The organism is Lonsdalea britannica (genome assembly GCF_946477055.1).
Taxonomy (GTDB): Bacteria; Pseudomonadota; Gammaproteobacteria; order Enterobacterales; family Enterobacteriaceae; genus Lonsdalea; species Lonsdalea britannica_A.
On record NZ_CAMKXG010000004.1, the window covers coordinates 33706 to 42269 of the forward strand.

Below are 8564 nucleotides of genomic sequence, written 5' to 3' on the forward strand. Positions count from 1 at the left end.
TCATGCTATTTCAGGCATTAGCATCTTTTGGACGCGTCGGCATTAACGTTTGCACGTCGTTCGGACGCGCGGGACTCATGCTGTTCAATGCGCTGGTGGGAAAACCGGAGCTCGCCAGACAATGGCCGCTGCTGCGCCGCCAGCTGTACAGCGTGGGCGTACAATCGCTGTTGATTATCATGGTGTCCGGTCTCTTTATCGGTATGGTGCTGGGTCTGCAAGGGTATCTGGTGCTAACGACCTACAGCGCGGAAGCCAGCCTCGGCATGATTGTCGCGCTATCGTTGCTGCGTGAGCTGGGACCGGTGGTGACCGCTTTGTTGTTCGCGGGTCGCGCCGGATCGGCGCTGACTGCGGAAATCGGCCTGATGAAGGCCACCGAGCAGTTGTCCAGCATGGAAATGATGGCGGTCGACCCGTTGCGTCGCGTCGTCGCGCCGCGTTTCTGGGCCGGGGTGATCAGCATGCCGCTGCTGACGGTGATTTTTGTCGCCGTGGGCGTGTGGGGCGGCTCGCTGGTGGGCGTGGACTGGAAAGGCATCGATAGCGGCTTTTTCTGGTCGGCCTTGCAAGGCGCCGTCGAGTGGCGGCTGGATATCGTAAACTGCCTGCTCAAAAGCGTGGCCTTTGCGATTACCGTAACCTGGATCGCTTTGTTTAACGGTTATGACGCGATCCCGACGTCAGAGGGGATTAGCCGTGCAACGACGCGTACCGTCGTGCATTCATCGCTGGCGGTTTTGGGATTGGATTTTTTGCTGACGGCACTGATGTTTGGGAACTAAGTGATGCAAACGAAGAAACATGAAATCTGGGTCGGCGTGTTTATGCTGATTGCGCTGGGCGCCATTATCTTTATCTGTCTGAAAGTGGCCGATTTGAGCACGCTGGGGCACCAGCAGACGTACCGTTTGACGGCGACATTCGATAATATCGGCGGTCTGAAAGCGCGTTCGCCGGTGAAAATTGGCGGTGTCGTGATTGGTCGGGTGGACAGCATCGACCTGGATCAGAAAACGTATCTGCCGCGGGTTACGATGGAGATCGATAAGCGTTACGACCGCATTCCGGACACCAGTTCGCTGGCTATTCGCACATCAGGCCTGCTGGGTGAACAGTATCTGGCGCTGAATATGGGCTTCGAAGATCCCGAGATGGGAACGTCTATCCTGAAGGACGGCGGCACGATCCAAGACACCAAATCGGCGATGGTGCTGGAAGACCTGATTGGACAGTTCCTGTACAAGAGCGGCGGCAGCAACGACCATGCTGAGCAGAACGGCAGCGCGCCAGCGGCCGCTCCGGAATCCCAGAATTCCCCCGTGACTCCACACTCTTAAGAGGATACCTGCATGTTGAAACGTTTACTCATGGCGGCAGCGCTGATCGTCATGGCCCCTGCCGCTCTGGCGGCCGACCAGACGAATCCATACAGCCTGATGGCTGACGCCGCGCAGAAGACCTTCGATCGCCTGAAGAATGAACAGCCGAGTATCCGCCAGAACCCCAATTATCTGCGCAGCATCGTGCGTGAAGAGCTGTTGCCCTATGTGCAGGTGAAATACGCGGGCGCGCTGGTGCTGGGACAATATTACAAGGGCGCGACGCCAGCTCAGCGCGACGCCTACTTCAAGGCCTTTTCCGCTTATCTGGAACAGGCCTACGGCCAGGCGCTGGCGTTGTATCACGGTCAGACTTACCAGATCGCGCCACAGCAGCCGCTGGGCGATGCCAACATCGTGCCTATCCGCGTGACTATCATCGATAACGGCGGCCGTCCGCCGGTGCGGCTCGACTTCCAGTGGCGCAAGAACAGCCAGACCGGCAATTGGCAGGCGTTTGACATGATCGCCGAAGGGGTGAGCATGATTACGACCAAGCAGAACGAATGGGCGTCGATACTGCGTCAGCAGGGCGTCGACGGGCTGACCCGTCAGCTGCAAATGTCGGCGCAGCAGCCGATTACGCTGGACCAGAAAAATGGCTGAGCCGCTAAGCTGGCAATCTCAGGAAGGCACGCTAACGTTGAAAGGCGACCTGGACCGTGAAACGTTGCTGCTGCTCTGGCAACAGCGTGAAACGTTACTGGCGGAGTCCGTTGGATTGGATGTTAGCCAGCTGCAGCGTGTGGATTCCGCCGGTCTGGCCCTGCTGGTGCATTTTTACCATGAGCAGACGCAAAAGGGCCGCGACCTGCGGATTATCGGCGTGAGCGATCGGCTAAGAACGTTGATCGATCTGTATAACCTGAACGACGTCATTCCGGTGCAATTGACCCGCTAATGCACGGCGTTTCTGGCCCTTCGTCCCCCGTTGTCTTTTGCGCCACGGGGGATTTCTTTTGTTTAAGATAGCGGCGGATTCCTCTAAGATACCCCCTGTTTATCATCCCCCCAGACGTAGAATCGAGAGCGATGGAAAATAAAGAAATCGAATCCGTGCTGATGAGCGCATTGGCACTTCAGGAAGTTCATGCATCCGGCGATGGAAGCCATTTTCAGGTGATTGTTGTCGGCGATCTCTTTGCCGGCATGAGCCGCGTTAAGCAGCAGCAGACGGTCTATGCGCCGCTGATGGAATATATCGCGGACAACCGTATTCACGCCCTGTCAATCAAGGCTTATACCCCTGAAGAGTGGCAGCGCGATCGCAAGCTCAGCGGCTTTTAAATAGCGCGGCGCCATTGAACTGAATTATTGAGAAATCGTCACTATGGATAAATTTCGTGTGCAGGGGCCGACCCGGCTCTCTGGTGAAGTCACTATCTCCGGGGCTAAAAATGCGGCCTTGCCTATCCTGTTTGCCGCGCTGCTGGCTGAAGAACCGGTAGAAATACAGAATGTCCCGAAACTGCGGGACATCGACACCACGATGAAGCTGCTAAGCCAACTCGGCGCTCGTGTGGAACGTAACGGTTCCGTCCATGTCGACGCTAGCGGAGTCAACGTGTTTTGCGCGCCTTACGAGCTGGTGAAAACGATGCGTGCGTCCATCTGGGCGTTAGGACCGTTGGTCGCTCGCTTTGGTCAGGGACAGGTTTCCCTGCCGGGCGGATGCGCCATCGGCGCGCGTCCGGTCGACCTGCATATCAACGGTCTGGAACAGCTGGGCGCGAAGATTACCCTGGAAGAAGGGTACGTAAAGGCCCACGTTGACGGGCGTTTGCAGGGTGCGCATATCGTCATGGATAAAGTCAGCGTGGGTGCGACGGTGACGATCATGAGTGCGGCTACGCTGGCGGAAGGTCAGACGATTATTGAAAATGCGGCCCGTGAGCCGGAAATTGTCGATACGGCCCACTTTTTGAATACGCTGGGCGCCAAAATCAGCGGCGCGGGCAGTGACCGTATCGTGATCGACGGCGTCGCTCGCTTGGGCGGCGGCGTTTATCGCGTGCTGCCTGACCGCATCGAAACCGGCACCTTCCTGGTCGCCGGGGCGATTTCCCGCGGTAAGGTCGTATGCCACAGCACGCGTCCGGATACGCTGGATGCGGTACTGGCCAAGCTGCGCGAAGCCGGTGCCGATATCGAAATCGGCGAAGACTGGATCAGTCTGGATATGCATGGCGAGCGTCCTAAAGCCGTAACGTTCCGCACCGCACCGCATCCGGGATTCCCCACCGATATGCAGGCGCAGTTCAGCCTGCTGAATCTGGTGGCGGAAGGCACGGGCGTGATCACGGAAACCATCTTCGAAAACCGCTTCATGCATATTCCTGAGCTGATCCGCATGGGCGCGCAGGCGGAGATTGAGAGCAATACCGTCATCTGCCACGGCGTGGAAAATCTGTCAGGCGCACAGGTCATGGCAACCGATCTGCGGGCGTCAGCCAGTCTGGTGCTGGCGGGCTGCATTGCGGAAGGCGCAACGCTGGTGGACCGCATTTATCACATCGATCGCGGCTATGAGCGCATCGAAGATAAACTGCGTGGTCTTGGCGCGAATATCGAACGTATCGCTGGCGCGGAGTAAGTTTCCCCCGCCATAAAAAACGGGACGATGGCCTAAGGCTGTCGTCCCGTTTCTCGTTCTGCGACCGGCAAAAATTAATATTACGCGTTAGTTCGCCGGGAATTCCTGAATGGTCACATCGAGCGTCAGCTCTTTGTTGTCGCGGAAAATGACAACGGGAATTACCGTGCCGGGCCGCAATTCCGCCACCTGATCCATCGTTTCTATAACCGACCGCGCTGGCTTGTTGTTGACCTTCAACAGCAGATCGTCTTCCTTGATACCCGCTTTATCCGCCGGTCCATCCTGTTCGACCTTGCTGACGATGATGCCTTGCAAGCGTTCCAGCCCGGCATTCTTGTTGCCGACCCGTTCAATCTGAGCGCCGTTGATACCTATATAACCACGGATGACCCGACCGTCGCGAATGAGCTTCCCCATCACTTTGGTCGCCAGCGCGACGGGAATCGCAAAGCCGATCCCTTCCGGGGTACCGCCATCGTTGCTCTTATCGAAAGACAGGGTATTGATGCCGACCAGTTCTCCCAGCGTATTGACCAGCGCGCCGCCGGAGTTACCCCGGTTAATGGAGGCGTCGGTCTGGAGGAAATTCTGACGGCCTGATGAGCTGAGTCCGACTCGCCCTGTGGCGCTGATGATGCCCTGCGTGATGGTCTGCCCCAGGTTGTAGGGGTTGCCAATCGCCATCACGACGTCGCCGACGTGCGCGGTGCGGTGATCGTTGATAGCGATTGCCGGCAGGCCGGTGGCTTCGATTTTAAGCACGGCCAGGTCGGTCAGCGTATCCGAGCCGACCAGCAGCGCCTCATACAGACGGCCGTCCTGCAGGGTGACGACGATTTGTTCGGCGTCGGTGATGACGTGTTTGTTGGTAAGAATATAGCCCTTGTTATTCATGATAACGCCCGAGCCCAGCGTGCGGACGTTGAGCTCATCTTTGCCGCCAGCCCGATTATAGACGTTGACGACCGCGGGCGCGGCGCGGCGAACCCCTTGGTAATAGCTGACGGGGGCTTGATCCTGCGTCGACACCTCCTCTTTCAGCAGCATGCTGCTGGAGCGCAGTGCGGGAAGGGCCAATAACAGGATCGCGGCCACGACGACACCAATCAGTGCTGAGCGTATCAGTTTGGTTAACATGAGCGTTTGGGACTTGAAGAAGAATAAATCGCAGAATAACAAAGATGGTAGGACGCCGCACGGCGCGGCGTCCAGTTTTTAGCGGGATTAGCGTAACAGCAGATAAATCGATTCGTCTCCGCGGATGATATTCAGCGCCAGCACGGTCGGCTTGGCTTCGAGTATCTTGCGGAGCTGGGCGATATTTTCCACGCGCTCACGGTTAACGCCGATGATGATGTCGCCTTTCTGCAGACCAATTTTACCGGCAGCACTGTCTTTGGCGATGTTGTCGATAGCTACGCCTTTGGTGCCGTTCTTCAACTGACCGTCGGACAGCGTGGCGCCCTGCAGGCCAGGAGACAGCGTTTCCGCGTTGGTGGATGCGTTAGCGCTGTTATCCAGAACAACCGCAACTTCTTGCTGTTTACCATCGCGAATCAGGCCGATTTTCACGGTTTTCCCCGGTGCTGTAGTGCCCACTTTGGCACGCAGCTCGGCAAAGCTGTTGATTGTTTTGCCGTCCAGAGAGACCAGAACATCGCCTGCCTTGATACCGGCTTTAGCCGCCGCCGATTTCGGCAAAACTTCGCTGACGAAAGCGCCGCGCTGTGCGTCGACCTTGAAGGCTTTAGCCATTTCAGAGGTCATTTCGCTGCCTTTAATGCCTAACAGTCCACGTTTGACTTCTCCGAATTCCAGCAGCTGCTGCGTCAGGTTCTGCGCCATGTTGCTGGGAATAGCGAAACCGATGCCGATATTGCCGCCGCCGGGGGCCAGAATCGCGGTGTTAATCCCGATCAGCTCGCCGTTCAGGTTGACCAGCGCGCCGCCGGAGTTGCCGCGGTTAATGGAGGCATCGGTTTGAATGAAGTTTTCCAGCCCTTCCAGATTCAGCCCGCTGCGACCCAGCGCGGAGATGATGCCGGACGTCGCGGTTTGGCCTAGACCGAAGGGGTTGCCGACGGCAACGGCGAAGTCGCCGACGCGAAGCTGATCGGAATCCGCCATTTTCACGGCGGTCAGGTTTTTCGCGTCGTTCAACTGCAGCAGGGCGATGTCCGTCTGCACGTCGCGACCTATCAGTTTGGCATCGTATTCACGACCGTCGTTCAGCTGCACGCGAATTTTGTCGGCGTTGTTGATGACGTGGTTATTGGTCAGCACGTAACCCTTGGCGGCATCAATGATGACGCCGGAGCCAAGGCCCTCAAACGGACGGCTCTGTTTTTCAGCCGGCGCGTTGGGACCAAAAAAGAACTTAAATTCTTCCGGGATGCGCTGATTCTGAACCTGAGTGCCTTCCACATGGACGCTGACCACGGCGGGCAGCACTTTTTCCAGCATGGGGGCCAGGCTCGGCAGCGATTGACCGGCGACTGCCGCAGGCAGAGCGGCTTGGGCGACAGGCAGCGAAGATAGGGACAGTCCGATACTAATGGCTAGTGCGCTGAATAACATCGATGTCTTTTTCATTGATTGTTAACTCTCTCTCGACCTGCGTAGTAGTAAAATGATGATATATAAACTCAATCTTATGGTGAAGAGTCAGACCGACTATTCCCGTGTAAAGTTCACTGCTGTTTTATGCGCGAAATGTAAGGAGCAGCCAGCGCTGCGGAAGAGAAGGGCGGGGCAAGGCGTGCCCCGCGCGTAGGGAATGAGTGGACTTATTTACGCAGCGGCGTTTCGCCGCGCAGCAGCCCGGAGGCGCTTTCCGAGTAATCACGCGGCGGCATCTTCACCGGCACCTGATCGTTGTCTGATTCGGCTTCCGTCAGACGATAGTTGAACGGATTTTCGCGTGACTGCCCTTCTGGCAGCAGGTCGTTCGAGCTTTTAGCCATATGCTGATACAGCTTGCGGTAGTCGTCCGCCATATTATCCAGCAGCTCAGCGCTACGGGCGAAATGGCTCACAAGCTCCTGACGATATTGCTCCAGATCGGCTTTGCTTTTCTCCAGCTCATGTTGCAGTACCTGCTGCTGGCGCAGTTTGCGATTGCCGAAGCGCATCGCTACCGCACCGATGATGACACCGATAACAAGTCCAATCAGCGCGTACTCCCAGGTCATAATGACTCCTATTTGACTTCGTTGTTCCGTCGTATTTTTCACTCAATAATAGTCACTATAACCGCTAAGCTTGCCAGAGTGGAGTCCTGAAACAGGATGTAATAAAGCAGTTGGCGAAGGTGAGCGGTCGTTGAAGCGTTAACTGCTATGATTTAGACGCTAAACTGAGGTTCTTCAACGACAAAAGACCGATTATCTCCTTTTATAAGGGATCTGGCCGCAATGCAGAATATGACGCCGATAACGCTTTACCAGCAGGCTTTAGCGACGCAGGATTACCAGCCGGATGAGGTGCAACACGAAACGGTGCTGCGGCTTGAGGATATTCACCGTGCGTTGACGGCGCGTCAGCAGGCGTCGACGGCCCACGAGCCGCGAAGCTGGCTTCAGCGTCTCGGCAGGAAAAAGCCGCCAGCGCAGGCGCCGGTCGAAGGACTCTATCTGTGGGGCGGCGTGGGGCGGGGTAAAACCTGGCTGATGGATATGTTTTTCCAGAGCCTGCCGGGTGACCGCAAACTGCGTCTGCATTTCCACCGTTTTATGCTGCGAGTGCATGACGCTCTCAATCGCCTGCAGGGACAGGAAAACCCTCTGGAGCAGGTGGCGGATGAATTTAAAGCGCAGACCGATGTGCTGTGCTTCGATGAATTTTTCGTCTCCGATATTACCGACGCCATGCTGCTGGCCGAGCTGCTCGGCGCGTTGTTTGCGCGAGGAATAACGCTGGTGGCCACGTCCAATATTCCGCCGGACGAGCTGTATCGTAATGGCCTGCAGCGCTCGCGTTTTTTACCGGCTATCGAGCTGATTAAACAGCACTGTGCCGTGGTGAATGTGGATGCGGGCATTGATTATCGACAGCGAACGCTCCGGCAGGCTCATCTGTATTTTTCTCCGTTGGATGCGCATGCCGATGATGCGATGCGACAAATGTTCATTGATCTGTCTGGACATGCGCCCGACGCCGAAACGCTGGAGATAAACCATCGCGCGATGCCAGTGCTCGGCAGCCGCAATGGCGTACTGGCGGTCAGTTTCGCCACGCTGTGCGCCGATGCGCGTAGCCAGAACGATTACATCGCCTTGTCCCAGCGCTATCACTGCGTGTTGCTACATCACGTCACGGTCATGGGCGAAGCGGAGGAGGATGTCGCGCGGCGTTTCCTCGCGCTGGTCGATGAATTTTACGAACGCCGGGTGAAGCTGGTTATATCGGCGCAGGTGCCGATGTCTGAGCTTTATCAGGGCACTCGTCTGGTGTTCGAGTACCGCCGCTGCCTGTCCCGGCTGCAGGAGATGCAAAGCGAAGACTATTTGCAATTACCCCATCTGTCGTAAGCGGCGCTGCTGCCTTTTCTATCAATGTGGTAGAAAAAAGGTCGATTTTTGATGGCG

General features: G+C 56.7%; 10 protein-coding genes. 7 read left to right on the forward strand and 3 right to left on the reverse strand.

Annotation, left to right across the window (positions count from 1 at the left end; all coding sequences use genetic code 11):
- Positions 1-2: 2 nt before the first annotated feature.
- The 6 genes from mlaE to murA all read left to right on the forward strand — a co-directional run bounded on the left by mlaE (position 3) and on the right by murA (position 3975).
- Complete coding sequence (gene mlaE, locus Q7O77_RS00880; RefSeq protein ID WP_304162462.1) at positions 3-785, forward strand: lipid asymmetry maintenance ABC transporter permease subunit MlaE; 783 nt, start codon at positions 3-5, stop codon at positions 783-785.
- 3 nt (positions 786-788) lie between these two features.
- Positions 789-1340, forward strand: coding sequence for an outer membrane lipid asymmetry maintenance protein MlaD (gene mlaD, locus Q7O77_RS00885; RefSeq protein ID WP_304162464.1), 552 nt, complete (start codon positions 789-791; stop codon positions 1338-1340).
- 12 nt (positions 1341-1352) lie between these two features.
- The gene (mlaC, locus tag Q7O77_RS00890) at positions 1353-1988 is read left to right on the forward strand and encodes a phospholipid-binding protein MlaC (RefSeq protein ID WP_304162466.1); all 636 of its coding nucleotides are present in this window, start codon (positions 1353-1355) and stop codon (positions 1986-1988) included.
- On the forward strand, positions 1981-2283 hold the full coding sequence (mlaB, locus tag Q7O77_RS00895) for a lipid asymmetry maintenance protein MlaB (RefSeq protein WP_304162469.1): 303 nt from the start codon (positions 1981-1983) through the stop codon (positions 2281-2283). The genes mlaC and mlaB overlap by 8 nt, the downstream gene beginning before the upstream one ends.
- 131 nt (positions 2284-2414) lie before the next feature.
- Entirely contained in the window at positions 2415-2669 is a 255-nt protein-coding gene (gene ibaG, locus Q7O77_RS00900) for a BolA family iron metabolism protein IbaG (RefSeq protein ID WP_026740703.1), read from the forward strand.
- Between the two features lie 43 nt (positions 2670-2712).
- Positions 2713-3975: a UDP-N-acetylglucosamine 1-carboxyvinyltransferase gene (murA, locus tag Q7O77_RS00905; RefSeq protein ID WP_304162476.1), complete on the forward strand. Its 1263-nt coding sequence runs from the start codon at positions 2713-2715 to the stop codon at positions 3973-3975.
- Between the two features lie 87 nt (positions 3976-4062).
- Here murA and degS read toward each other — a convergent pair whose 3' ends face one another.
- The 3 genes from degS to zapG form a co-directional block, all read right to left on the reverse strand.
- Positions 4063-5115 carry an outer membrane-stress sensor serine endopeptidase DegS gene (gene degS, locus Q7O77_RS00910; RefSeq protein WP_304162479.1) on the reverse strand — a complete coding sequence of 351 codons (1053 nt, stop codon included), beginning with the start codon at positions 5113-5115 and terminating at the stop codon, positions 4063-4065.
- Between the two features lie 87 nt (positions 5116-5202).
- Complete coding sequence (gene degQ / locus Q7O77_RS00915) at positions 5203-6570, reverse strand: serine endoprotease DegQ (protein ID WP_304162480.1); 1368 nt, start codon at positions 6568-6570, stop codon at positions 5203-5205.
- A gap of 194 nt (positions 6571-6764) precedes the next feature.
- Entirely contained in the window at positions 6765-7169 is a 405-nt protein-coding gene (zapG, locus tag Q7O77_RS00920) for a Z-ring associated protein ZapG (protein ID WP_304162483.1), read from the reverse strand.
- Between the two features lie 222 nt (positions 7170-7391).
- Here zapG and zapE point away from each other — a divergent pair, with 222 nt between their 5' ends.
- Positions 7392-8507: a cell division protein ZapE gene (gene zapE, locus Q7O77_RS00925; RefSeq protein WP_304162486.1), complete on the forward strand. Its 1116-nt coding sequence runs from the start codon at positions 7392-7394 to the stop codon at positions 8505-8507.
- Positions 8508-8564: the final 57 nt, after the last annotated feature.